Source organism: Xanthomonas pisi DSM 18956, from assembly GCF_001010415.1.
GTDB lineage: Bacteria > Pseudomonadota > Gammaproteobacteria > Xanthomonadales > Xanthomonadaceae > Xanthomonas > Xanthomonas pisi.
Window position 1 is genome coordinate 1 of sequence record NZ_JPLE01000044.1, and the last position, 25600, is coordinate 25600.

The window sequence follows — 25600 nt, forward strand, 5'->3', positions numbered from 1 at the left end:
CATAACACGCTCTAGCCCGGTCGAGCCCTGTTCGCGGCGGATGAGATGCGGCGCTTTCAGGCGGCGTTGGCGCGAGCACCTGCCGATTGGCGATCGGGCGATCGGGCGATCGGCGTCTGCCGACGTCTTCGGTCGTCGCAGGCAGTGGCAGGGGCATCGCCGCGCATCGTGCATAAGCACGACGCCGTTGGGCGCCAGCCGCACCGCACGGCCGCCTGGCCGACACGCAGGTGTCGGCAACGATGCAGCCTGCCAAGTGGCCTGACCTGGCGCCGACCGGGACCAATGGCAGTGCACGCCCGGCGAGCGCCGCCGTAGGATGAAACTCCCCCCGTCGCAGGACCACAGCATGTTCCCCACCATGCGCCGCTCGCTCACCGTTGCACTCTCGCTGGCGTGCGTCAGCGCGCCAGCGCTGGCCGCCACTGGCGCGCAAACCGTCGCGCCACCGGGCACGTTCGACCCACTGGCGTTGTTCGCACCGTTGCAATTGCCCGATGCGCCCAATGCCTACCGCAGCGGCAGTGGCGTGCCCGGGCCGTTGTTCTGGCAGAACCGTGCCGATTACCAGCTCGACGCCCGCATCGATCCGGCCAGCCACACGCTCACCGGCACCGCTGCCATCCACTACACCAACCACAGCCCGGACACGCTGGACGTGCTGTGGCTGCAGCTGGACCAGAACATCTACCGTGCCGATGCGCGCGCGGCAGCCAGCCGCCCATCGCGGCGCACCCAGTTCACCGATGGCATGCAGATCGCCAGCGTGGAGATCGAGCGCGACGGCCGCCGCCAGCCGGCGCACTTCGTGGTGGACGACACCCGCATGCGCGTGGATCTGCCACAGCCGCTGGCCGGGCAGGGCAAGGCGCTGACGCTGCAGATCCGTTACCGCTACCGCATTCCCGGCACCTGGGGCGGCCGCACCGCCTATAGCGCCAGCAAGCAGGGCGAGATCTACGAGATTGCGCAGTGGTATCCGCGCATGGCGGTATATGACGATCTGCGTGGCTGGGACACGCAACCGTATCTGGGCTCGGAGTTCTATCTGGAGTACGGCGACTTCGATTACGCAGTGACCGTGCCGGACGGATTTCTGGTGGCCGGCTCCGGTGCGTTGACCAACCCGGCCGAGGTGCTCAGCCGCGCCGAGCAGCAACGCCTGCAACAGGCGCGCGACAGCGACCGCACGGTGCTGATCCGCACGCCTGCAGACGTGGCCGCACGTGCGGCAGCGCCGGCGGGCAAGGGCACGCGCACCTGGCGGTTCCATATGGAGCACGCGCGCGATGTCGCGTTCGCCGCATCGCCTGCGTTCGTGTGGGACGCGGCACGCATCAACCTGCCGGGCGGCAAGCAGTCGCTGGCGATGTCGGTGTACCCGGTGGAGGGTGTGGGCGCGGATAAATGGGATCGCTCCACCGAATACGTCAAGGGCGCGATCGAGCATTTTTCGCAGTGGTATCCGTATCCATGGCCGGCTGCCATCAACCTGGGCGGCTACGGTGCGGGCATGGAATATCCGGGCATCGTGTTCGACGGCTTCGAGGACGGCGGCAAGGACCTGTTCTGGATCACCGCCCACGAGATCGGTCACACCTGGTTCCCGATGATCGTCGGCTCCAATGAACGCCGCCACGCCTTCATGGACGAAGGCTTCAATACCTTCATCGATGTGTATGCATCGGACGCCTTCAACAAGGGCGAATATGCGCCCAAGCGCGATTCGGAATATGCGCCCAAGGGCGGAAATCCGGTCGATGAAATCCTGCCGTTGCTGGCCGACCGCAGTGCGCCGACCTTGATGGATATCGCCGATGCCACCAGCGAAACCTACCGTCACCCGCTGACGTATTTCAAGGGCGCGTTGGGGCTGGTGCTGCTGCGCGAGCAGATTCTGGGGCCGGAGCGCTTCGATCCGGCGTTTCGCAAATACATCGCCACCTGGGCCTACAAGCATCCCACGCCCTCGGACTTTTTCCGGCTGATGGAAAGCGAAAGCGGGGAAGACCTGAGCTGGTGGTGGCGCGGCTGGTATCTCAATAACTGGCAGCTGGACTTGGGCATCGCCCGCGCGCAGTACGTCGAGCACGACCCGGCCAAGGGGCTGCAGCTGACCTTGCGGAGCCGGCAAAAACTGGTCATGCCGGTCACCGTGCGCGTGGATCTGGCCGACGGCAGTCACCTGGACCGTCGCGTGCCGGTAGAGACCTGGCTGCAGAACACCGCCCCGACCTTGACCCTGCCCACCACCCAGAAAGTGCTGCACGTGACCCTGGACCCGGATCACGCGCTGCCGGATGCCGACCGCAGCGACGATCGCGTGGATGTGATCGGCTGACCGTCGCCAGCGCGGGCAGGCTCAAGAGCAACTCGCAAGACGACTGTGCGCACCGACAGGCGGGCGCAGCCGGTGCTCGATGCAGCGTGTACCACGCGTACGTTCGGGCTCCTCCGCGCCGTCCACACCCACCCGAGGACGGCTTGCCACATTGTCAGCCGTTCCAAGATCACGTTCGCCGATGCGCGCAATCGCTGCGCACTGCAACCGCCACCCACGGCGCAATCGATTGCGAAGATTGCGCCGTTTTCCTTGTGCATCCGTCAGCTCTGTGCCGGGTTCCAGCGCCACGAGATCGGTCGCCAGCGCTGCATGACGATCGTGTGCCTCGTGCGTCCGGGTCGATCGCGTTGTCGTCGATGCGCAGTTTGCGCAGTCGTCCTGCACGACCATGCTGCTGCAGTTTGATTGTGCGAATTTCGCCGCACCTGCTGCCGGTTTTCGCGCAATTGGGTGATAACGCTTACAGCCGCGCCGCCATTGAAGACTGCATGCGGACTCAAGCGGCTGCCGTATCGGCTGTAACAGTGCATGCCCATCACTATGCTGCAACGCACGGTGACAAGCCCTTTATCGCCTGACTAGGCTGCGCGGCGTGTTAGCGCTATCACTGGCCGGCACGCCGTGCAGGGCACGCATTGCGCACCTGTCGCCGACACCACCTTTGTCGGCGATGTCTGCCGCAGGCATGCAACGCACAACGCAGGCCGACGATCGAAGGGGCGATCGGCGGCGTGCGCGCTAGGGGACCTTATTCAGAGCAGGGCTGTTCCATCGCCGATCCGGCGGTGGTCATGACTTCGCCGTGTCGCATGCCGCGACATTGGCCGTAAACGGTTGGACTCCACTCCCGAGGACACATCGATGCGTCGTACGTTGAACAGCTTCAAGTCGAAGGCCATGTTCACCTTCGTTGGTGGCCTGTTGGTCATCAATCCCGCGTTTGCGCAGGACCTCGCGCCGCCGACACCCGCGCCGCAGTCCAGCAGCGATGCCGCCACCACGCTCGATACCGTCAACGTCACCGGTATCCGCAGCAGCCTGGACCAATCGATGGGCATCAAGCGCGATGCTGCCGGCGTGGTGGATGCGATCAGCGCCGAAGATATCGGCAAGTTTCCCGATACCAACCTGGCCGAATCGCTGCAACGCATCACCGGCATCTCGATCGAACGTCGCGATGGCGAAGGCGCGCAGGTCACCGCACGCGGCTTCGGCCCGCAATTCAATACGGTCACCCTCAATGGCCGCCTGATTCCCGGTGCCGACGCCTTCGGTGCGCCCGGGCAGACGCCGATCGGCGGCGTGGATGTGGGCACGCGTGCGTTCAATTTCGCCCAGCTCGCCTCCGAAGCCATCACCGGCATCGAGGTGTTCAAGACCAGCCGTGCCACTGCGCCCAGCGGCGGTATCGGCGCCACCATCAACATCCAGACCGACAAGCCGTTCAATCACGAGGGCGTGGTGGCCAATGCCGGCGCCAAGATGGTCTCCGACCGCTCGCAGCCGTTCGGCGATTCGCTGACCCCGGAAGTGTCGGGCATCTTCAGTTACACCAACCCGGACAAGACCTTCGGTATCGGCCTGAGCGCCAGCTATCAGAAGCGTCACGGCGGTTCGGTGCAGGCCACCGAAAACCGCTGGAACATCCAGCGCTGGACCGGGACCGACCCGGCACTGCGCCCGGATACCGTGGTGACCAATGCGCCGGCGATCGGCCAGCTGTATGGCCTGCCCAACGATATCCGCTACGCATTCGCCGACTTCCAGCGCGAGCGCATGAACGGCCAGGCGGTGATGCAGTTCGCACCGACCGACAGCCTCACGCTGACCCTGGATTACACCTATTCGTCCAATGAAATCCGCGAAGAACGCGGCGAGCAGGGCATCTGGCTGCAGCGCGCCAACAGCTTCACCGATCTGACCTTCGATACCGGCCAGACGGTGGCCACGCCGGTGTATCTGCGCGATGTGCCCAACGGCGCCAAGGACTTCGGCATGGAGCAGCAGCGCAACGAGCAGAAGTACACGCTCGGTTCGCTCGGCTTCAATGCGGACTGGCAGGTGAGCGATCGCTTCCAGCTGACCTTCGATGCGCACAACTCCAAGACCCAGAGCCTGCCCAACGATCCGGTCACCGGCGGCAGCGCGACCTATTTCAGCTTTGCCGGCACCAACAATTGCACCAATGGTCCGTCCTGCGGCGGCCAGTGGGGGCAAGAGCTGTGGTTCAACAATTCGCTGCCCATCGGCGCGCGTACCTGGTATCCCACGGTCGCCGATTCGCTGGCTGGCACCAATGGAGTGGTCAATCCGGATTTCACCAAGAACAATCTGGGTTCGCAGGTGCAGCGCATCTATTATCAAAAGCAGGTGACCGAGACCAAGGAAGGCCGCCTGGATGGCAAGTTCGATTTCGACGACGGGCGTTTCCAGTTCGGCGTCAGTTCGTCCAATACCACCATGCACCGCCTGACCAGCGACAATTACTCCACGTTGGGCGACTGGGGCGTGGCCAATGCCGGCAGGGAGCCGGGCATGACCGACCTGCTGCGGCCGGTGAGCATCGTCGGCATGTTCGATGACTTCAACGCCAATGGCGCCGCGCCTAACGCATGGCGCGGCGATGCCAGCCAGCTGGCGCTGTGGGGTGGAAGCCAGTACGGCGCTGCGACGCGCTACAACCCGCTGTACAGCGCGGACAATCAGGTCGAAGAAAAGACCCGCGCAGCGTATGTGCAACTGGAATTGACCGGCGACATCTCCGGCATGACCACCAATACGCGCCTGGGCCTGCGTTACGAGCGTACCGATGTGGAATCCACCTCGCAGGTGGCCACGCCCGTCGCGCTGCAATGGCAGGCCAACAACGACTTCCAGTTGCTGCGCTCTACCGAACAGCAGCCCTTCAGCGAGAAGACCAGCTACAACTACATCCTGCCCAATCTGGATTTCAGCATCGACATCACCGATTCGCTGAAAGGCCGTGCCTCGTTCGGCCAGACCATCGCGCGCGCGCCGTACAACAACCTGCTCGCCGGGCCGACGCCGAATACCCCGGCTGGCTCGATCCTGATCAACCCGTCCAACCGCGCCAGCGGTGATTCGCAGACGCCCACGCTGGACCCGCTGGAATCGGACAACCTGGATCTGGCGCTGGAATGGTATTTCGCCGACGCCAGCTATGTGTCGGCTACGTTCTGGAACAAGCGCGTCAGCAATTTCATCGGCACCACGGTCTCGCGCGAAACGCTGTATGGGCTGACCGATCCCACCTCCGGGCCGGATGCGCAGGCTGCGTTGGCTTTCCTGCAAAGTGGTGCCTGCGCCGCCCAGGTCGGTGCGGCCGGCAACGACGTGGCGGCGGCCTGTTCGGCCAACGATACCTCCCTGTTCGCGGCCACCGCCTTGTTGCGCAACGCCGCGGCCACCGGCGGCCTGGGCGCCTACAACGGCAGCTCCGCGCAGAGCCTGGCGCTGGAAAATGCCTACGACCTGGTCGGCACCGCCGCCGACCCGCTGTACCAGTTCGATGTGTCGCGGCCGATCAACCAGAACAAGGCCAACATCCATGGCTGGGAGCTTGGCGGGCAGTACTTCTTCGGCAGTACCGGGTTCGGCATCTACGCCAACTACACCATCGTCGAAGGCGATGTGGCGTTCGACAACAACGTCATCGACCGCGACCAGTTCGCGTTGCTGGGCCTGAGCGATACCGCCAACGTGATGCTGATGTACGAAAAATACGGCTGGAGCGCGCGTCTGGCCTGGAACTGGCGCGACGAGTACCTGATCGCGGCCAACCAGGATGCCTCCAACCGCAACCCGTACTACGTGGAGGCGTACCAGCAGTTCGATCTCAGCCTCAGCTACGCGTTCAACAAGCAGCTGTCGGTGGGCTTTGAGGCGATCAACCTCACCGGCGAAGACGTGCGTTGGCATGGGCGATCGGAGAAGCAGATTGTCCGCCTGATCGACCAGCAGCCGCGCTATACGCTGGGTGTGCGGTACGCGTTCTGAGGGAATCGCACTGGCGGCGACGTTCTGACGCCAGTGCGCCCTATGGATGCAGCCGGTGTGTGCCTGGGGTGTCTGCCTAGGGTGCACGCCGGCTGCCGCGTCGGTGTCTCTGTGCGATCAGCGCTGCATCAGTCGGATGCGCCTGCGAGGCGCTGCCGCAGCAGCTACACGGGCCGGGTGGTCATCCGGCAGCGACATCGCAGGCGAGCGCAACAGGCGCGGTCGTTGCGCGGCACCATCGAAGTACAACCGGTGTGCGGATGACGGGTGCAGTCATCCACACACCTGCCTCCGCAGTGCGCCGGCGCATGCTGCTCTGCCGCTTGCCGGCTTCCTCCTTTTTGGCAATGCTCGCGGGCAGCGGACGCGGCATGTCGTCGCGTGATCGATCCCCCGACCAGTGCAGTGGCCATCGCCGGCCACTGCTGGAGCTACAGATGTCGCGATATGCAGTGCTCAACAATGTGGCGCACCACGATCTGCGCGTGATTCTGCGGTTTGGTGCCGAATTTGGCGATGCGGTCGGCTTTGTGCCGGCCTTCGTCACCGAGTACGCCGAGCTGCAACGCGAATACCCGCTGTTCTTTCGCAAGGATGCGGCCACCGGTGCCTATCAGTCGGTGGCCCTGCTGGGTTTTGCGCCCGATGAAAACCTGTTTCTGCAGGAAAGCCGCTGGAATGCCGGTTACCTGCCGGGCATTGTCGCCAAGGGGCCATTTTTGATCGGGTTTCAGGAGCAGCGTATCGATGGTGCGCTGGTGCAGGAGCCGGTGATTCATGTCGACCTGGAGCATCCGCGCATCAGCCGTGCCGAAGGCGAGGCGGTGTTCCTGCCGCAAGGCGGGCATAGTGCGTATCTGGAACACATCATCAGCGTGTTGCGCGGCATCCGTGATGGCATGGATGCAGGGCAGGCGATGTGCGCGGCATTCGATGCGCTGGGCCTGATCCAACCGGTGAAGCTGGATGTCGTGCTCGACGACAGCCATGGCGTGCACCTGGAGGGGCTGCACAGCATCGACCGCGAGCGATTGGCCGCGCTGGATGGCGCTGCCTTGCAGCAGCTGCATCACGCCGGGTATCTGGAAGGCGCGTTCCTGATGCTGGCCTCGCACCATAACCTGCGCCGGTTGATGGGCGAAAAGCAGCGTCGGCTACAGCACGCGCAGGCCGCTGTGGCGGTCGCTGCACGCGCCTGATCGCATGAGCGCACCGTCATCGATTGCCCCGCTGCCCGAGCGCAGCGACTGCCAGCCGGATGCGGCATTGCTGGCGCAGCTGTGCGCGGCCGCGCAGCCGCTGGTGCTGCGCGGCGTGGCGCGCGACTGGGCGCTGGTGCAGGCCGCGCAGCGTGGTACGTCGCAGGCCATGGCGCAGCTGCGCAGCCTGGACACCGGCAGGGCACTGCAGTATTCGTACGGCGCTCCCGAAATCGGCGGCCGGCCGTTCTATCGCGACGATTGCAGCGATCTCAACTTCGACGTGCAACGCGGCAGCTTGGGTACGCTGCTGGATGCGATCCAGGCGCATCTGGACGATGCGCAGCCGCCCACGTATTACCTGGCCTCGTTGCCGATCGATGCGCATCTGCCCGGTTTTGCTGCAGGAAATGCCCTGGATGTCAGTGCAGACGGCAAGGCTGTGCCGCCCAGCATCTGGATCGGCAATCGGGTCATCGCGTCCTGCCATTTCGATGCGCCCAATAATCTGGCGGTGTGCGCGGTGGGTCAGCGGCGCTTTACCTTGTTTGCGCCCGAGCAGGTGGCCAATCTGTATCCGGGCCCGCTGGAGCCGACGCCGGGCGGCCAGGTGGTGAGCATGGTGGATGTGGCCCATCCGGATCTTGCGCGCTACCCGCGCATGGCCGATGCGTTGTCGCAGGCGCGCACGGCCGTGCTCGAGCCGGGCGATGCGATCTTCATTCCCAGCATGTGGTGGCACCATGTGCAGTCGCTGCAGCCGTTCAATGTGCTGGTCAATTATTGGTGGAGCACGGCCCCCGCCCACTTGCCCGCACCGATGCAGGCGCTGTATCACGCGCTATGGGCCATCCGCGACCGCCCGGCTTCGGAGAAGGCCGCCTGGCGTGCGTTGTTCGACTACTACGTGTTCGGCCCTGCAGAGCGGGCCGGCGAACATCTGCCCGAGCACGCGCGCCAGGTGCTGGGCCCGATCGACCCTACATTGGCGCGCCAGCTGCGCGCCATGCTGATCGGCAAGCTCAATCGCTGATCGCACAGCCGTCGTGTGGTGCCACTTACAGGAGAACGCAGTGACCCAGGCCAGGATTCGCAAGGTTGTCATCGCCGGTGGCGGCACCGCCGGCTGGATCGCGGCCTGCGCGTTGTCGCATCAGTTCCGCGACTTGCTGGACATCACCCTGGTCGAGTCCGATCAGATCGCCACCGTGGGGGTGGGCGAGTCCACGGTGCCGCCCATCCGCACCTTCCACCGGTTCCTGCAGATCGACGAACAGGAGTTTCTGCGCGCGGTGGCCGGCACGTTCAAGTTGTCGATCTCCTTCGAGCATTGGCGCCGGCAGGGCGAGCGCTATATCCACCCGTTCGGCATTACCGGCCAGAGCACCCTGGTGTGCGCCTTCCATCATCTGTGGCTGGAAAGTCAGCGCCGCGGCATGTCCGGCGCATTTGGCGATTACTGCCTTGAGACGGTTGCCTCGCGCGTGGACCGCTTCGCGCTGCCGCGCGAGCCAGCCGTCAACTACGCCTACCATCTGGATGCGGCGCTGTACGCACGATTCCTGCGCACGCGCAGCGAGGCGCACGGAGTCACGCGTGTCGAAGGCAGGATCCAGCAGGTGACGCTGCAGCCCGATAGCGGCGATGTGGCCGCGCTGGTGCTGGAAGACGGCCAGGTGATCGAAGGCGACCTGTTCATCGATTGCACGGGCTTCCGTGGCCTGTTGATCGAGCAGACCCTGCACACCGGCTACGAGGACTGGAGCCACTGGCTGCCGTGCGACCGCGCGGTGGCGGTGCAGACCGAGGCAGTGGGCCCGCCGGTGCCGTATACGCGCGCCATCGCGCATGAGGCGGGCTGGCGCTGGCATATTCCCTTGCAACATCGCGTTGGCAATGGGTTGGTGTTCTCCAGCCAGCACATGTCCGATGACCAGGCGCACGCCAAACTGCTGCGCGACACTGCCGCAACCCCGGTCAAGGACCCGTGGATGGTGCCGTTCCGTACCGGGCGACGGCTCAAGGCCTGGAACAGGAATGTGGTCTCGCTGGGCCTGGCCAGCGGCTTTATCGAGCCGCTTGAATCCACCAGCATCCATCTCACCATTGCCGCGGTGGTACGGCTGATCACCCTGTTCCCGGCCGATGGCATCGCACCATCGCAGGTCGAGGTCTTCAACGACATCAGCCGCGCCGAGATGGAGCACGTGCGCGATTTCGTCATCTTGCATTACCACGCGACCCAGCGCGACGAGCCGCTGTGGCAGCAGTGCCGCGACATGGAATTGCCCGAATCGCTGCGCCTGCGCCTGCGTGCCTGGCGCGAGCGCGCGCACGCCTGGCAAGGCACCGACGAACTGTTTCGCGTGGATTCCTGGACGCACGTGCTGCTGGGGCAGGGGATCGTGCCGCAGCAGCATCATCCGCTGGCGGCCGCAGTGTCTGATGCCGACCTGCGTCGCCTGCTGGATGGCATTGCGCAGCCGATCCAGCGCGTGGTGGAACACATGCCGTCGCAGCAAGCGTTTATCGAGCGCTATTGCCAGGCGGGCGAACAGGTATGGGGTGGACGCAGTCGGGTGGCGATGTAGGACTGCGCAGTGCGCTTTAGCCACCCCTGAAGGCGCCGGCCGCCCCAGGCAAACGTCACGACATCAAGACGCTCGGGTGTGCCGCGTTTTTAGGAGTGCCGGGAATCGTGGTAATTGATCCGGAAACCACACTGCCTGCAGGGCGCTGCCTACTCGGCCGAGCGCAGCAGTGCCGCCGGACCATGATAGACACGCCTGCACTTCGGCATGGGCTGCGCAGAAACGGCAGCGCCGTCGACACGATGCCGATCTGGATTCCGTGTCGACCCAAGACATGCGCGACATTGGTCCACCTGCATGCTGCAACGCTCTGCCGGCTACAGCCGCATCAAATCCTTGCCCACCACAATCGGCCCGGCGTAGTGCTTGCGTGCGCCGTCGCTCCACATCGCATCGGTGATGGATGGATCGCCGCCGGGGACAAAATGAGTGAGTACCAGCAGTTTCGCATCGGCGGCAGCGGCGATCCGTCCCACCTCTTCGCTGGTGGAATGGCTCTTGAGCAGATGGTCCAGCAAGGTGGGGGCGTTGTCGTTGGTCTTGAGCATGCGTTCCAGCGCGGGCAGATACATCACTTCATGCACCAGGACATCGGTGTCCCTGGCGAACTCGGCCAACGCCGGCAGGTAGCGGGTATCGCCGGAGAACACCACCGTGCGGTCGCGGGACTGGAAGCGATAGGCGAAGGCGGGCTTGAGCGTGTAGTGGGCCACCAGCGTGGCGGTGACCGTGACCTGATCGTTCTGCAACACGGTGCAGGCCTGGTCGAACTCGTGCACGTGGATGAGCTGCTTGAACGGCGGGCGGCCTTCCTCGCGGATGCGTGCCTGGATGTCGATGCCGTTCATCTCGACGAACGCATCCACCATCGGGCCGATGCCCGGTGGCCCATACAGATGCACCGGCGTCTGCAAGCCGCTGGCCCAGGCCAGCCACACCACATTGAGCAGGTCGGCGTTGTGATCGGAATGATGATGGGTCAGGAAAATATCGCGCAGTGCGGGCAGCCGGATGCCGGCCTTGGCCAGTTGCTGGGCGACACCGTTGCCGCAATCGATCAGGTACGGCTGGCCGTCGATCATCAACGCATTGGCCGCCGCCGCGCGCAGCGGCGAGGGTGTCGGCCCGCCCTTGGTGCCGAGCAGCACCAGCACGCTGCCCTTGGCCGGGAAGGGAGCAGGCGCCGCGCCGTTGCTTGCAGCGTTCTTGCGGGGAGTGGCGGCGAGTTGGCCGGACGCCAGCAGCGCGCCGGCACTGAGTGCGGTCTGGAGCACACCGCGGCGGCTACGGAGCTTGGTCAAGGCGGTCATCGCGGTTCCGGGAGACTGGGCAGGGCTGCATGTCGGCAACGATTGAAACACCTCGCTCCGGCACGACTCAACGTTGTCTTGCTACAAAATCACGCAGCGCTGGCGAGCGATAGAACGCCATGCATTGCGCAAAGATCCTGGTGAACGGCCCGCGGCGTGCTTCGTCCTTCATCGGCACCTCGCCGCGGTGGTAGTCCGCCGTCTGTTGCGCGACAAAGGCCTGTAAACCTGCGGTAGCGCCAGGCTTGGCATTATCCAGTGCGTAGGTGGTGAGCAGATACGAGCGGTCGCGCAGTTGGTCGGACTCCAGCCGGCCGCTGCGTTCGTAGTTCTGGTCCAGGCACAGCTGCAATGCGTAGGCCTTGACGTCCTCGGTGGCGGCCGGCGTCGCCGCCATCGCGGCAGTGGAGACCGCGGACACTGCGACAAGCAGCACCGCGGTGACGGCACGGCGACAGCGATGGTAGGCGGACATGCCGATCCTGATGATGGAAGGTGCTTGCAGTCTGCAGGATCGCGCTGCGCTTTGCTCGCTTGAACGTACTTCGAACTTGGCGGGGCATGCCAGCGTGTGGTGGCATGGCAGCGTCGGTCGGCAGCCACCAGAGCGTGCGCTTACACGGCACGCGACGCTGCGCGTCGTGGCGGCGGCTGGCACAACGTAGCGCGCAGCCGTCAGGTGGGTGTGGACCGCGCGGAAGAACCGGCGTGTACGCATGCTCCATGCCGCACCGAGCAACGACCACGCCCGCCTGGCGGTGAGCACTGTCGTGCTGTCGGCTGCGCTGGGTGAAGCGATTCGGTATCCGCACCCTGTCGCCCAACCTCCAGCCAGGGAGCGCACCCGGCTATCCCGGGCGCTGCAGTGGCGGCCTCGCAGACGCTTGCCGCCGTGCAGGCGAGTACGCATAGTGCTGCACCATCGAACCCGGAGCGTCGCGGCCATGGATCTGCGCAACACCACCACGCAGGCCAGGTGCCGCCGCTACGCATGCCGGGCCACGGCGCTGACGTTGCTGTTGTCGTCGCAGGCACAGGCCTGGCATCCGCAGTATCCGCCCTGGTCGCGGCCGCCCATTGGCTCGGAGTGCAGCGTGGACGCGCTACCTGCCGTGGAAGACAGCGTGCAGTGGGAGGGCGTGACCCACTTCCGCGATGCAGACACCGTGCTTGCCCTGGACAATCGCGGTGCAGCACCGATGTTGCAGGTGCAGGATGCAGCCGGACGCCTCCTGCTGCCAGCGGTCGAATTGGGTGGTGGGCTGATGGGTTTCCATGGCGTGGAGCGGGTGGATCTCAATGGCGACCATCGTCCGGATTACGTGGTGACCCTGGGCAGTGGCGGCGTCGGTCTGGCAGGCGGCAATGCGTGGCGTACCGTGGTGTTGTCGCAGGTCGATCACTACCGCGCCCTGCGTGTGCCCACGCACGAACCCACTCCCGACGACTACCGGCGCGTGCCACGGCAGGGTGGGTGTGCATTGCTGCAGCTGTCGGTCATCACCGCCAGTCCGTCGGCGACCCGCGACCATCGCTGGCATACGTTCTGGGTGTATCGGTTGATGCGGTTTGAGGGTGCTCGCGCAATCGAGGCGAGCCGCGCGTTGCCGGGTCTGCCGAACTGGATTCTGTACACGCATCGCACCGGCAACAGCAGCCCGACCACGCGATTGCGCGATGCCAGCAAGAGACGGTTGTGGAACGACCCATCGCGGGAGCGCATCACCGCATTGCCGTGATTGCGCCAGGCACGACGCTGCGCATGTCGATCATGCAGGTGGCGGTGCGCAGGCTCGCGCCGCCTGACGTGGCAGGCGCTCTCACGCCTGCCACGCCTTGCTCGACAACGCCTGGACGCTTACTGCCCGAAGAAGGTCGAGATCGACGAATACACGTCGGAGAAGCGTGAGTAGTAATCCGGATCGGTCTGTGCGCTGCAGAACGAATAGCCGCCGTACAGGCCGCCGCGCAGCTGATACGCACCGCCACTGGCGATGGTGAACAGCCCCGAGCCGGACGAGCCGCCTTCGGTGACGCCGTCGTTCCAGACCACGCGATACAACGGGCTCTTGCCGTCGATGGAGGTATTCAGCGCGTTCACGGTACCCAGCGAGTACTTCTTGACGTCGCCCGACGGGTGGTGGATGCCCACGATCGAGGTGCTGGTGGATGCGATCGCCGCGCTGTTCCAGGCGGCATAGAACGCGCCGCTCGGCGGTGCGGTCTTCAGTTCCAGCAGCGCGGTGTCGCGCGTGGTGTTGGCATGGCGCAGGAACGCGCCGCCGGTGAGCGTTGTGGCCTGCGAACTGGCGGTGTTGCCGTTGCAGCTGGCCGCGTCGTAGAACCAGTAGGTCTGCAACGTATTGGCCACCGTCTGGGTGCTGATGCAGTGCGCCGCGGTCCAGAACAGATTGCGCTTGGGCGTGTTGGTGTTGTTGAGCAGGGTTCCCGTGCACAGGAACGACCCCTGGCTGGTGGTGAACACCATGCGCGCCACTGCCTTTGCGGCACTGGTGAAGCCTGCGGTGGGATTGGCGCGGCACACGATATCGTTCTGGCAGGAATCGCTTTCGCCGATGGCGATGGTCATCATGTCGCGCGGGCTGGCGGTGGGGCTGATATCCAGATGCGACAGTTGCGGAACGCTGAGGCTGAAGTTCTCCGGGTACAGGCCCGCCGGCAGCGACAGTTCGACCAGCAGGTTTTCGCCGCTCACCGTCGGCGACCAGCCGATCGCATCGCCGGTGCCAACGAAGCTGGCGCCGGATTGTTCGAACACGCGGCCGTCGTCGCCGGCAAAACGCAGCGTCACCCTGGACGGGTCGCCCGGTTTTGCGCCGGCGCCACGCAGCACCAATGCCGCACGCAACGATGCGGCCTGCGCCGAGCCCAGCTTCAAGGTGGCAACGCGCGAGCCGTCGCCAGCCATTTGCCAATCGAGCTTGGCCAGGTTGACCAAGGGCTGCGCAAGCGCGCGCGAAAAGCCGATCTGCAGCGGCTGCCCATGCTTGACCTGCGCAATGCGGCGCTCACGCACGGCGCCGAGTTCCTTGCTGCTCGGGGCAGCCAGTTGTGCCACGCGCGTTGGCATGATGCCGCCGCGCAGGCTGGCCGACTGCAACGTCGCCGCGCCGAGCTTGGCGGCCTGCGGCGCACTACTCACCGGTGCGGCATCCATTTCGGTGGGCGGCGCAGCCAGCGCAGCGCCGGACACAGCAGAGAGCAGCGCGAGGTACAACGCATTCTTGCGATTCATGGGTAGTCCTTCTCGTCAGGGAACGGCAGGCTGCGGCGGGGGCCACAACCCGCGGCGCCATCGTTGGCGCCGAACGAGACTAGCGAATGTTTACAACTGAATATGTGCTGAAAATCTCGTTCAGAGATGGGCGATCAAGGAAAATACAATCGCTTTCGCACACATCCATGCGTTGCGTCGCATGCGCGATGGGTGCAGCACTACCGCGCTGGCGCCTACCTGGCACACGAGCACGCCTGCGTGCATGTCGCTGGTCGAGCGGCACGTTAGGAAGACTGGCAACGCGATCACGCAGGTGGATGAAACAGACGCGTGTGGTCATGCAACACCGCATGCGGCGTTCGAGCAGGCGGTTGATGGTTGCAGGCGCCACGCAGGATCCGGCGCGCACGGGCACGCGCGCAGGCTGGCGGCCAACTGCCCGCGCATGCGCTCAAGGCCGTGCGCGTCGCGCTATTCCAGTGCGTCGCTGGCGCGGAACTCGGTCGAGCGGCCACTGAGTTTCAGGAACGCCAACACGCCCAATCCCACCATCATCCATGCGCTGCCGCCCAGCTGCGCATGCCGGTCGGCGTTGATCAATACATAGGCCAGGATCACGATGCCGATCAGCGGAACCACGCCATGCAGCACTCTGCGGCCCTGGCTGCGAAAGTGCCAGAGCACCGCGATATGCAACAGCACGAAGGCAGTCAGCGCACCGACGTTGCACAGCGACGACAGCAGCGCGATCTGCCCGACGAACAGTTCCCCCAGCACCATGCTCAACGCTGCAACCAGCAGGATGGCACGCTGCGGCACGCCGGTGCGTGGATGGATGTAGCGCAGGAAGGCCGGCAGCTGGCGGTCGCGCGCCATGGCAAACAGCAGCCGCGAGGTTGCCGCCTGCGCCACCAATGAGTTGGCGATTGCCGCACTGATCGCCACCGTCAGCGCAATGACGATCTGCAGCCACGGCCCGGCGATCAACCGGCCGATCTCGAAGAACGCATCGTTGGATGCCTGCGCGCTTGGGTAACGCTGCAGATCCGGCTGCAGCAATGCGGCCAGCCAGGTCTGCAGCACGAACAGGCCCGCCACCAGCACCAAGGCCAGCAAGGTGGCGCGGCCCACCACGCGGTTGCCACCACGCGCTTCTTCCGACAGCGTGGAGATTGCATCGAAGCCCAGAAACGACACCACCGCCACCGACAACGCGCTGAAGATCAGCTGTGGCGAGAACGCCTGCGGGTTGTAGAACGGGCGCAGGTTCCAGTGCGCACCGTTGACGCCGCGCTGGATGGCCAGCGTCGCCAGCACCACGAACACCGCCAACACCACCAGCTGCGCAAACAGGAAAAACCGATTCGCCCGTGCCGTCGTTTCGATGCCGCGCAGATTGACCACGGTATTGAGCACCACGAAGAACGCGATCCATGCCGGCTGCGGCACCGCCGGCAACACGTTGTGCATGGCGTTGGCGCCAACCACGTAGAGCAGGGTGGGCACCAGCAGGTAATCGAGCAGGATCGCCCAGCCGGCCAGAAAGCCCATGCCGCTGCTCAAGCCACGGCCGACGTACGCGTACACCGAGCCGGCCACCGGGAACGCCTGCGACATCTGCTGGTAGCTCAGGGCGGTGAACAGCATCGCCACGAAGCCGACCAGATACGTCAGTGGCACCATGCCCGCACTGATGTCGAACACGCCACCGAAGATCGAAAACGGCGCGGTCGGCACCATGGACACCAGGCCGTAGATCAGCAGATCCTTCAGCGTGAGCTGGCGCCTGAGTTCCTGCGCGTAGCCAAAGCGTTCCAGCGCGGCCGCATCGTCGCGGCGTGGTGTCTCGGTCATGCAGGTGTCCGCTGTGAGGAAGGCACGTTCAGCGCGGGCGCGCGGTCCGGGGGAGCCGATGCTGCGCTGCAGCTGTGTGACCAGCATTGTGACGATAATGTGGCCGACAAGCCCATCCATTGGTAAAAGTGCTAGGTTTTCCGTGCTGGATGTCATCCAGCGGCGTCAACCGCGACCAAGGACCCCCATGTTCGACACTTTGGCCAGCCTGGGCCGCGATCTGCAGGCACTGCACACGCTCGATGCCTGCCTGGACAGGGTGTTCGGCGACGTCTGCGCGCTCGGCTTCCAGTCGCTGGTCTACGACTACGCGCCGGTGCCGCTGAGCATGGAGGGCGCGCTGATCACCCCGAGCGTGTTCATGCAGCGCAATGCGCCCGGGGATATGCAGCATGTCTGGTGCGAGCACGGTTACTACCAACATGACCCCGTTCAGCAGCGCGCCACGCGACGCACCACGCCCTTCGTGTGGTCGTACCGCACCGACGGCAATCATCCGGGGGTGGAATACGTGGGCGCGCAGCACCGTCAGGTGACGCGCTATCTCTGCGACAGCGGAATGGGTACCGGTGTCACCGTGCCGCTGCATTTGCCCGGTGGTGCATTTGCCACCTTCAGTGGCGCGGTCGATGCGGTTGCCGCCGAAGCGCCGCGCCTGGCCGAAGCACAGCTTTCCCCGTTTTTGCTGCTGGCGCATGCGTTCCAGGCGCGTGCGCAGGAGCTGCTGGACCCGCAGGAGCGGCGCTGTCACCACATCGCGCTGACCCGGCGCGAGCGCGAATGCCTGCAGTATTCGGCCAAGGGGCTGACCGCCAAGAGCATCGCTGCCGCGCTCAATCGGTCCACCGCCACGGTCAACCTGCATCTGAATTCGGCCGCACGCAAGCTGGGCGCGCGCAATCGCGTCGAGGCGGTGGTGCGCGGCATGCATTACCGACTGCTGGAGCCATAAGCGCATTGCGGTGGCCGGCCCCGGCATTGGCTGCACACGACGCATCGACGGGCGGCGATCGACGCTTCCAATGGCCAGCGCCGCGAGAAGATGCTGCTGGAGGGTTGGCAGGGCACACGCGCTGCAGCGCGGCGATGGCCTTGAAAGAAGGTCCTCCCGTTGCAGGCCGCGGCAGGTGCAGTGAGGCAGCCGATAGTCGCCGACCCTGAACGGCGGGTTTGCGATTGGTCTGCACAATCACCGGTGCTGCCAGGCGTTGATCCGCTGCCTGTCTGATGCATAAGCGATCAATGCGGTGGCTTCGAAACCGCTGCAAACCTGTGAGATTTGCCAGTTAACCCAGGCGCGGCTGCCCGCTAGGCTCGGCGCTCATCATTGCCGAGCAGGCGTAGGTCATGCAGTCCACCGAGGGGTACGTCCAATTCCGCGGCTATCGCACCTGGTACCGGATCAGCGGCGACCTGCGCAGCGATGCCTGCCCGCTGGTGGTGGTGCACGGGGGGCCTGGTTGCACGCATGACTATGTCGACAGCTTCAAGGATCTGGCCGGCAACGGCCGTGCGGTGATTCATTACGATCAACTCGGCAATGGCCGCTCCACCCATCTTCCCAACGCGGATGCCGCGTTCTGGACGGTCGGACTGTTTCTGGACGAATTGCAGGCGCTGATCGAGCACTTGGGCCTGGCGCAATACGCCTTGCTGGGCCAGTCGTGGGGCGGCATGCTGGCGGCCGAACATGCGGTGCGTCGGCCCAGCGGCTTGCGTGCGCTGGTCATCGCCAATTCGCCAGCGTCGATGGGCTTGTGGCGCGCCGCAGCGCTGCGCCTGCGCGCCGGCCTGCCCGAGCAGGTACAGGGCGCGCTGGAAGAACACGAGGCGGCCGGTACGCTGGATCATCCGGCCTATCGCGCGGCCAGCGATGTGTTCTACGCGCGGCATGTGTGCCGGCTGGTTCCGTGGCCTGACGAGGTGGCGCGCACCTTCGCCGCCATCGATGCCGACCCGACGGTGTATCACGCCATGAACGGGCCGACCGAATTCCACGTGGTGGGCAGCCTGCGCAACTGGAGCATCATCGAGCGGCTGCACCGCATCATGGCGCCCACGCTGGTGCTGTCGGGCAGGTACGACGAAGCCACGCCGGAAACCGTCGAGCCATACGCGCGTCTGATTCCCGATGCGCGCTGGCATGTGTTCGCCAACTCCAGCCATATGCCGCACGTGGAAGAACGCGCTGCCTGCATGCGTCTGGTCGGCGATTTTCTCGATGACCACACGCCCTGGCCGGGCGGCGAGCTCGCGCACGCATCGGGATTGGTCGATCGCGCCGTGTGAGGTGCGGCCCCGGTTGGGGAGCTGATCTATTGCGTTGCGGCTTCATGGTCGTCGCGCTGGTTCGCGGTGACCCTCGGAACCACGCGCATCGCAGGCGACTGCCCTGGAGGCGCATCGCACCGTGCAGCCAGCCCGTCGTTTGGGAGCACCGCAGCAGCACCGCTCGGCCTGCTGTTGATCGCGTAAATCGATGATGTGCGACTGCGCTGCGCGATCGATGCGCAGCCCGCCGCGTGAGTCCACGTCCAACCAGCTTGTGGACCCGCAGTGTCGTGTTGGCGTCCGCGATCCACGCATTGCTGGCCGCGTGCATGGCGCGCTGCTCACACTGGCTGAGTCAGCCTGGTATCGCCAGGCGCCCCCGGCTGATCCGACGCTGCGCGGCTTGCGTCGTCGTGTCGTCGGCATTCGCCGCTGCGAGTCGCGTCTGCGGCAATCGTGCCTCACTGCAGCGCTGCACCTGCAGACGCGATGCGTCGATGCTGTGCGGACTTCTTTCTCTGCCGCACTGCATGGCAGGGATGTGGCGCCGTGCCGCCTACCGCCTTGCTGCGGTGCGCAGTGTCGCATTGCAGCAACGGTTCGAATCAATGCATCGATTCAACGCAAACGCACAGTCGTCAGCGCCTGACGCAGCGACTGCCGTAAGCAGCCTGCGCATCGCGAGCAACCGGGCGTCGCCACATACGCGTGCACGGCATGCGCAGCAGTGTCCTGTCCTGCGTGTCTCTCGCTGTCTCTTTTGCATGTCCCGCAAAGAGAACACCGTGGTGCGTCAAACTTTCAGATATGGATAATTGTTTTATGTTTTAAATAGCGCGAAGAATGCGGCCCCCACGCACTGCTTTGCCGACGTCGTTGCCATCACGCAGACGTCGCGCATTGCCTATCGTCTTCTTTGGGAGAGGCTGCATGACCAGCAAGATGCTCCAGGGCGCACTCGCGCTCGCACTGTCCGCCTGCGCTGCAAGCGCCATCGCCGGCCCGGTCGGGTACGGCGCCGCCACCACCGGCGGCGGCAACAAGACCCCCGTCAACGTGGCCACTTTCGAAGCGATGCAGGCTGCCATCGACAGTTATTCCGGCAGTGGCGGGCTGGTGCTCAACTACACCGGCAAGTTCGACTTCGGCACCATCAAGGACGTCTGCGCGCAGTGGAAGCTGCCGGCCAAGACCGTGCAGATCAAGAACAAGAGCGATGTCACCATCAGGGGGGCGAACGGCTCGGCGGCGAACTTCGGTGTGCGCGTGGTGGGCAACGCGCATAACGTGATCATCCAGAACATGACCATCGGTCTGCTGCAAGGCGGCGAAGATGCCGATTCGATTTCGCTGGAAGGCAATTCCAGTGGCGAACCGTCAAAGATCTGGGTCGACCACAACACCGTGTTCGCCTCGTTGACCAAGTGCTCCGGCGCCGGCGATGCCTCGTTCGATGGCGGCATCGACATGAAGAAGGGCGTGCACCACGTCACCGTGTCCTACAACTACGTCTACAACTACCAGAAGGTCGCGCTCAACGGCTACAGCGACAGCGACACCAAGAACTCGGCCGCCCGCACCACCTACCACCACAACCGCTTCGAGAACGTGGACTCGCGCGTGCCGTTGCAGCGGCGCGGGCTGAGCCATATCTACAACAACTACTTCAACAACGTCAGCACCTCGGGCATCAATGTGCGCATGGGCGGCGTGGCCAAGATCGAGTCCAATTACTTCGAGAACATCAAGAACCCGGTGACCTCGCGCGACAGCAGCGAGATCGGCTACTGGGACCTGATCAACAACTACGTCGGCAGCGGCATCACCTGGGGTACGCCGGATGGCAGCAAGCCCTACGCCAACGCCACCAACTGGGTCAGCTCCAAGGTGTTCCCGGAATCGCTGGGCTACATCTATACCGTCACGCCGGCCGCCCAGGTCAAGGCCAAGGTGATCGCCACCGCAGGGGCAGGCAAGAACCTGGCCGAGTAAGCGTCCACGCAGCATTGCATCCACCGATCCCCGGCACTGCCGGGGATCTTTTTATGTGCAGCGAGGTCGCCGGCCACGTCTTTGACGCATGTCTGACCTGGCCGCGCTTCGCGGCGACGTGCCGTGTGGACGAGGAAAGGATGATGATGGCCGCGCAGCCGCATGGTTGGCCTGGATGACGCCGGAAAGATTTCTGCGGCTCGTGCAATCAGGCGCTGGGCAGGCCGCGTTCGATGCAGGCGCATGCCAGGGTAGGGCGCCACGTTGCAGCGCTGTCTGCAGACCGATCAGCGCGTTGTGTTGGTTGGCATGGCCAACACCGCCGTCGGCGCTGCTCTTGCGGCGAGTGTGCACTGCAGCATGACGCGTGCTCGTCGTGCCCCGGCATGGTCCTGGGCCATCGCCTCGAAGCGGAGGGTGCGCTGTCGACGGCAGGGCCATGCCTTCAGCCTGGCGCAGGCGTCTTCGTCAAGAGGCGCGGCGGGCGTCATGACGCGGTATCGTGTCGTGTTACCACCTTCCCGATCCCGTCCATGTCGCTTCCGACCGATCCTGTTGCTGAGACCGCTGCGCCTGCCTTGCGCCATGCCTTGAAACCGCGGCAGTTGATGATGATGGGCCTGGGCACGGCGATCGGCGCCGGGTTGTTTCTGGGCTCGGGGGTGGGCATCCATGCGGCCGGTCCGGCCGTGTTGGTGTCCTACCTGATTGCCGGTGCGCTGGTGATCATCGTGATGAACGCGCTTGGCGAGATGGCTGCGGCCAAGCCCGCCAGCGGCGCGTTCTCGGTGTACGCAGCCGATGCGATGGGGCCGACCGCCGGCGCAACCGTCGGCTGGCTGTGGTGGCTGCAGATCGTGGTGGTGATCGCCGCCGAGGCGGTGGGCGCGGCGAGCCTGTTGGCGACGGTATGGCCGGCCTTGCCGGTGCCGATGCTGGCGTCGATCTTCATGGCCACCTTTACCGTGATCAACCTGCTGGGCGTGCGCAATTTCGGCGAGTTCGAATTCTGGTTCGCCATCCTCAAGGTGGTCGCCATCGTGATCTTCCTGTTGATCGGCTGCGCGTTGCTGGCCGGCCTGCTGCCGGGCGTGGCATCGCCGGGGCTGTCCAATTTCACCCAGCACGGCGGGTTCGCGCCCAAGGGCCTGGCCGGCGTGGGCACCGCGTTGCTGGTGGTGGTGTTCGCGTTTGGCGGCACCGAGATCGTGGCGGGGGCGGCGGCCGAAACCGCCGATCCCGGGCGCAGCCTGGCGCGCACCATCCGCACCGTGGCCTGGCGCATCCTGGTGTTCTATATCGGCTCGATCAGCGTCATCGTGGCGGTGGTGCCGTGGACCAGCGCCGCGCTGAGTTCGCCGTTCGCGGCGGTGCTGGAAGTGGCGCGGATTCCAGGCGCGGCCACCGGCATCACGCTGGTGGCAGTGGTGGCGTTGTTGTCGGCGCTCAACGCCAATCTTTACGGTGCCTCGCGCATGATCTTCTCGCTGGCCCAGCGCGGTGAGGCGCCGCGCTGGCTGGGCAGCACCAGCCGCCAGCAGGTGCCGCTGGTGGCGGTGATCGCCAGCGTGCTGTTCGGTTTTGCCGCAGCGGTGCTGGAATTGCTGTATCCGGGCAAGGTGCTGCCGATGCTGCTCAATATCGTGGGTGCCACCTGCCTGCTGGTGTGGACCATCTCGCTGCTGTCGCAGTTGATCCTGCGTGCGCGCGCCGACCGTACCGGCATCGCCTTGCCGTTCCGCATGCGTGGGTATCCGGTGTTGACGCTGCTGGCGTTGGCGATCCTGGCGGTGATCTTCGCGCTGCTGGCGTCTTCGGCCGACACCCGCGCGCAATTCCTGTCGATGGTGGGGCTCACGGCCGGCATCGCGCTGATCAGCGAGCTGGCCCGGCGGATGCGTCACCGGCAGTAAGCGATCGCACTGCCTCACAGGAGTGCGCTTGCGCGCGACAGCGCATCCCCGTTAGAGCTCATCGCGTGCAGGCGCGCCCCTGCGAGCGTTGGGCGCCTGATTGCCTGGCGCGGCCGGCAACAGACGCGTGCGTCGCAGTTGGAAAGTGGCGTCGGGCTTCAGCGCAAGCGCGACCTTTTGCCGCAGATGCGACGCCGTGTCGCATCCGGAACGGACGCGAGCGTCACTACCATTGCGGTGTGGCGCGATGGCGCTGCGGTGATGGTTCCGACGGCGCAATCGTCGGGGCGCGCTCGCCGCCTCGCTGGCGTAGCTGCCTTCCTCTTGCCTGGAGCACTCTCCATGGACGCCCTGCTGCTGTCGCGTCTCCAGTTCGGATTCGTCATCGCCTTCCACGTGTTGTTCCCAGCCTTCACCATCGGGCTGTCCAGCCTGTTGGCCTTCCTGGAATGGCGTTGGTTGCGAACGCGCCTGCCGGTCTGGCGCGAGCTGTATTTCTTCTGGCAGAAGATCTTCGCCGTGTCGTTCGGCATGGGCGTGGTCAGTGGCATCGTGATGGCCTTCCAGTTCGGCGCCAACTGGCCGGAGCTGAGCCGCATTGCGGGTGGGGTGATCGGGCCGCTGCTGAGCTACGAAGTGCTCACCGCGTTCTTCCTCGAAGCCAGTTTCCTGGGCGTGATGATGTTCGGCTGGGGGCGCATTTCCGAGCGCCTGCACTTCTTTGCCACCTGCATGGTGGCGCTGGGTACGCTGTTTTCCACGTTCTGGATTCTCTCCTCCAACAGCTGGTTGCAGACGCCGGCCGGCTATGAGGTGATCGACGGCATCGTGCATCCGGTGGACTGGTTGAAGATCATCTTCAATCCCTCGTTCCCGTATCGGCTTGCGCACATGGCGCTGGGCTCGTTCATCACCACCTGTTTCGTGGTGGGCGCGGTGGGCGCGTGGTATCTGCATCGCGGCGTGCACCGCGAGGCAGGCCTGCGCATGCTCAAGCTGGCGGTGGTGTTCGCGGCCATCACCGTGCCGCTGCAGATCTTCGTCGGCGACATGCATGGCTTGAATACGCTCAAGCATCAGCCGATGAAGATCGCGGCGATGGAAGCGCTCTGGCACGCCGAAGAACCGGGCAAGGGATTTCCGCTGGTGGTGTTTGCGGTGCCCAATGCGCAGGCCGAGCGCAACGATTACGCGCTGGCGATTCCGCGCCTGGGCAGCCTGATCCTGACCCACAGCCTGGACGGCAACATCGCGCCGCTGACCTCGGTGCCGGCGCGCGACCGCCCGCCGGTGACGCCGGTGTTCTTCGCGTTCCGCATCATGGTGGGGATCGGCTCGTTGATGTTGCTGGTGGCCTGGGTGTCGGCATTGGCGTGGTGGCGCGGCAGGCTGGTGCAATGGCGCTGGTTGCTGGCGACCTGGCGCTGGATGCTGCCGAGTGGCTTCATCGCGCTGATTTCCGGCTGGTTCGTCACCGAAATGGGCCGCCAGCCGTATGTGGTCTACGGGCTGTTGCGCACTGCCGACGCCGTGGGCCCGCAGTCGGCGCTGATGACCGCCATCTCGTTGTCGGTGTACGTGGCCGGCTATGCGTTCGTGTTCGGCTGGGGCATCTGGTACCTGGTCAAGATCGGCAAGATCGGGCCGACGCCGCACGATGTGCCGCACCTGGACCATGGCGAACACACTCCCGCACGGCCGCTGTCTGCAGCCGACGAAACGATCGATGGAGCTGCGTGATGGACATGACGACCTTGCTGCCCGTGGCCTGGTTTGCGGTGATCGGTTTCGGGGTGCTGATGTACGTGGTGCTGGACGGCTTTGTGCTCGGCATCGGCATCCTGGCGCCGTTTCGCAGCGACGAGGCACAGCTGGACCTGATGATGAACACCGCCGCGCCGATCTGGGACGGCAACGAAACCTGGCTGGTGCTGGGCGGGGCAGGGCTGCTGGCGGCGTTTCCCAAGGCGTATGCGGTGATCCTGTCGGCGCTGTACCTGCCGGTCTTGCTGATGGTGATGGCGCTGGTGTTCCGCGGCGTGGCGTTCGAGTTCCGCTTCAAGGCGCAGCGTTCGCGGCGGTTATGGAGCAATGCGTTTGCTGCCGGCTCGATCCTTGCCACCTTCGCGCAGGGCGTGATCCTGGGCGCGCTGGTGCAGGGCCTGCCGATCGAGAACGACCGCTATGTCGGCGGAATCTGGGGCTGGTTCAGCCCGTTCGCGATGCTGACCGGCGCGGCCTTGGTGTTCGGTTATGCGTTGCTCGGCAGCACCTGGTTGATCCTCAAGACCGAAGGCCACGTGCACGCGCTTGCGCGTCAGTTGAGCCGGCCATTGACCCTCAGCGTGCTGGTGTTCATCGGCCTGGTCAGCGCGTGGCTGCCATCGCTGCAATCGCATGTGATGGATCGCTGGTTCAACGACGCGCATTACCTGTGGCTGATGCCGGTGCCGGTGCTGGTTGCCGTGGTGGGCTATGCGCTCTGGCGCGCGACTGCGCCGGGGCGAGCGGACACGGCGCCGTTCCTGCTGGCAATGGGCCTGTTCGTCCTCGGTTTCCTGGGCCTGGTGCTGGGCATGTGGCCGTATCTGGTGCCGCCGGTGTACACCATCTGGCAGGCCGCTGCGCCGCCGTCTTCGCAATTGTTCGCGCTGGTGGGGCTGGTGATGTTGCTGCCGCTGATCCTGGGCTACACCGTGTGGTCGTACCGGGTGTTCCGCGGCAAGATCACCGCGGAGACCGGCTACCACCATTGATGGCAGCGGTTGTCTCTTGGCGTGCTGCGCGGGTCGCACCCACCGGCAGATGCAGCGTGCGATGCCCCTGGGTCGGTGCCGGCATGATCACGGCCGGCCCTCGCCGCCGCTGCAG

At 65.2% G+C, this 25600-nt stretch carries 16 protein-coding genes and 2 other RNA genes; 13 read left to right on the forward strand and 5 right to left on the reverse strand.

Translation table 11 applies throughout. The features are described 5' to 3' along the window. Nucleotides 1-349: 349 nt before the first annotated feature. The 6 genes from Y887_RS11410 to Y887_RS11430 all read left to right on the forward strand — a co-directional run bounded on the left by Y887_RS11410 (nt 350) and on the right by Y887_RS11430 (nt 10151). Nucleotides 350-2341 carry a M1 family metallopeptidase gene (locus Y887_RS11410; protein WP_046964452.1) on the forward strand — a complete coding sequence of 664 codons (1992 nt, stop codon included), beginning with the start codon at nt 350-352 and terminating at the stop codon, nt 2339-2341. A gap of 86 nt (nt 2342-2427) precedes the next feature. After that, nucleotides 2428-2501, forward strand: a non-coding RNA gene (locus Y887_RS19035) — sX9 sRNA. 704 nt (nt 2502-3205) lie between these two features. Next, nucleotides 3206-6361 (forward strand): TonB-dependent receptor, encoded by a 3156-nt coding sequence (locus Y887_RS11415; RefSeq protein WP_046964453.1) that lies wholly within the window; start codon nt 3206-3208, stop codon nt 6359-6361. A gap of 437 nt (nt 6362-6798) precedes the next feature. Continuing rightward, entirely contained in the window at nt 6799-7560 is a 762-nt protein-coding gene (locus Y887_RS11420; protein WP_046964454.1) for a SapC family protein, read from the forward strand. 4 nt (nt 7561-7564) lie between these two features. After that, nucleotides 7565-8593 carry a cupin-like domain-containing protein gene (locus Y887_RS11425; RefSeq protein ID WP_046964455.1) on the forward strand — a complete coding sequence of 343 codons (1029 nt, stop codon included), beginning with the start codon at nt 7565-7567 and terminating at the stop codon, nt 8591-8593. A 40-nt stretch (nt 8594-8633) separates the two neighbouring features. Continuing rightward, nucleotides 8634-10151, forward strand: a complete 1518-nt coding sequence (locus Y887_RS11430; protein ID WP_046964456.1) for a tryptophan halogenase family protein — start codon at nt 8634-8636, stop codon at nt 10149-10151. 317 nt (nt 10152-10468) lie between these two features. Here the strand turns inward: Y887_RS11430 and Y887_RS11435 are convergent, their stop codons facing one another. The 3 genes from Y887_RS11435 to Y887_RS19040 all read right to left on the reverse strand — a co-directional run bounded on the left by Y887_RS11435 (nt 10469) and on the right by Y887_RS19040 (nt 12186). Further along, nucleotides 10469-11461, reverse strand: coding sequence for an MBL fold metallo-hydrolase (locus Y887_RS11435; RefSeq protein ID WP_046964457.1), 993 nt, complete (start codon nt 11459-11461; stop codon nt 10469-10471). 67 nt (nt 11462-11528) lie between these two features. Further along, a complete protein-coding gene (locus Y887_RS11440; protein WP_046964458.1) occupies nt 11529-11936 on the reverse strand; it encodes a hypothetical protein in 408 nt (135 codons plus the stop codon). A 174-nt stretch (nt 11937-12110) separates the two neighbouring features. After that, a non-coding RNA gene (locus tag Y887_RS19040) (sX9 sRNA) lies at nt 12111-12186 on the reverse strand. A 219-nt stretch (nt 12187-12405) separates the two neighbouring features. Here Y887_RS19040 and Y887_RS11445 point away from each other — a divergent pair. Continuing rightward, entirely contained in the window at nt 12406-13200 is a 795-nt protein-coding gene (locus Y887_RS11445; protein WP_046964459.1) for a hypothetical protein, read from the forward strand. A gap of 119 nt (nt 13201-13319) precedes the next feature. Here the strand turns inward: Y887_RS11445 and Y887_RS11450 are convergent, their stop codons facing one another. Both Y887_RS11450 and Y887_RS11455 read right to left on the reverse strand, forming a co-directional pair. Further along, a complete protein-coding gene (locus Y887_RS11450) occupies nt 13320-14717 on the reverse strand; it encodes a trypsin-like serine peptidase (protein ID WP_046964460.1) in 1398 nt (465 codons plus the stop codon). 453 nt (nt 14718-15170) lie between these two features. Then, a complete protein-coding gene (locus Y887_RS11455) occupies nt 15171-16553 on the reverse strand; it encodes an APC family permease (protein ID WP_046964479.1) in 1383 nt (460 codons plus the stop codon). Nucleotides 16554-16740: 187 nt separating this feature from the next. On the opposite strand from Y887_RS11455, the gene Y887_RS11460 reads away from it, so the two are divergent. From Y887_RS11460 to cydB, 6 genes are all read left to right on the forward strand, one after another. Beyond that, nucleotides 16741-17505, forward strand: a complete 765-nt coding sequence (locus Y887_RS11460; protein ID WP_046964461.1) for a LuxR family transcriptional regulator — start codon at nt 16741-16743, stop codon at nt 17503-17505. Nucleotides 17506-17900: 395 nt separating this feature from the next. Further along, nucleotides 17901-18842: a proline iminopeptidase-family hydrolase gene (locus Y887_RS11465; RefSeq protein WP_046964462.1), complete on the forward strand. Its 942-nt coding sequence runs from the start codon at nt 17901-17903 to the stop codon at nt 18840-18842. A 912-nt stretch (nt 18843-19754) separates the two neighbouring features. Continuing rightward, complete coding sequence (locus tag Y887_RS11470) at nt 19755-20816, forward strand: pectate lyase family protein (RefSeq protein WP_046964463.1); 1062 nt, start codon at nt 19755-19757, stop codon at nt 20814-20816. Nucleotides 20817-21349: 533 nt separating this feature from the next. Next, a complete protein-coding gene (locus tag Y887_RS11475) occupies nt 21350-22729 on the forward strand; it encodes an amino acid permease (protein ID WP_046964464.1) in 1380 nt (459 codons plus the stop codon). 342 nt (nt 22730-23071) lie between these two features. Then, nucleotides 23072-24469, forward strand: a complete 1398-nt coding sequence (locus tag Y887_RS11480) for a cytochrome ubiquinol oxidase subunit I (protein ID WP_046964465.1) — start codon at nt 23072-23074, stop codon at nt 24467-24469. Next, nucleotides 24469-25485 (forward strand): cytochrome d ubiquinol oxidase subunit II, encoded by a 1017-nt coding sequence (gene cydB, locus Y887_RS11485; RefSeq protein WP_046964466.1) that lies wholly within the window; start codon nt 24469-24471, stop codon nt 25483-25485. The genes Y887_RS11480 and cydB overlap by 1 nt, the downstream gene beginning before the upstream one ends. The last annotated feature ends 115 nt before the right edge of the window (nt 25486-25600 follow it).